The organism is Wenyingzhuangia sp. 2_MG-2023 (assembly GCF_030548295.1).
In the GTDB taxonomy this organism is placed as follows: domain Bacteria; phylum Bacteroidota; class Bacteroidia; order Flavobacteriales; family Flavobacteriaceae; genus Wenyingzhuangia.
The window spans coordinates 1-229 of the sequence record NZ_JAUOSB010000233.1; the positions used below are offsets into that span (position 1 = coordinate 1).

Here is a 229-nt window from a genome sequence, read left to right on the forward strand (position 1 = left end):
GAGCCAAGCGCCTTACAAAATAAGCGCTCAATTCAAATTAAAGAAAAGCTGACCGTTGAGGTAGCACTGAACAGATTGTTGAGTGGTACGGATATGGATTGGCATTTAATCAATGGCAAAGCCGTTGCCATTTCCAGCAAACCGAAAACCACAGTGACTAGCAGTTCAGCTCCGCTTCCTGTTCAGAAAAATACGGATGCTGAATTGACGGTATTTGCCGATGTAGATG

1 protein-coding gene is annotated in these 229 nt (G+C 44.1%); it reads left to right on the top strand.

Annotated features, from left to right (window positions below; all coding sequences use genetic code 11):
* Positions 1–229 (top strand): STN domain-containing protein (locus Q4548_RS17125; RefSeq protein ID WP_303457322.1); only part of this gene is annotated, 229 nt, incomplete at both ends.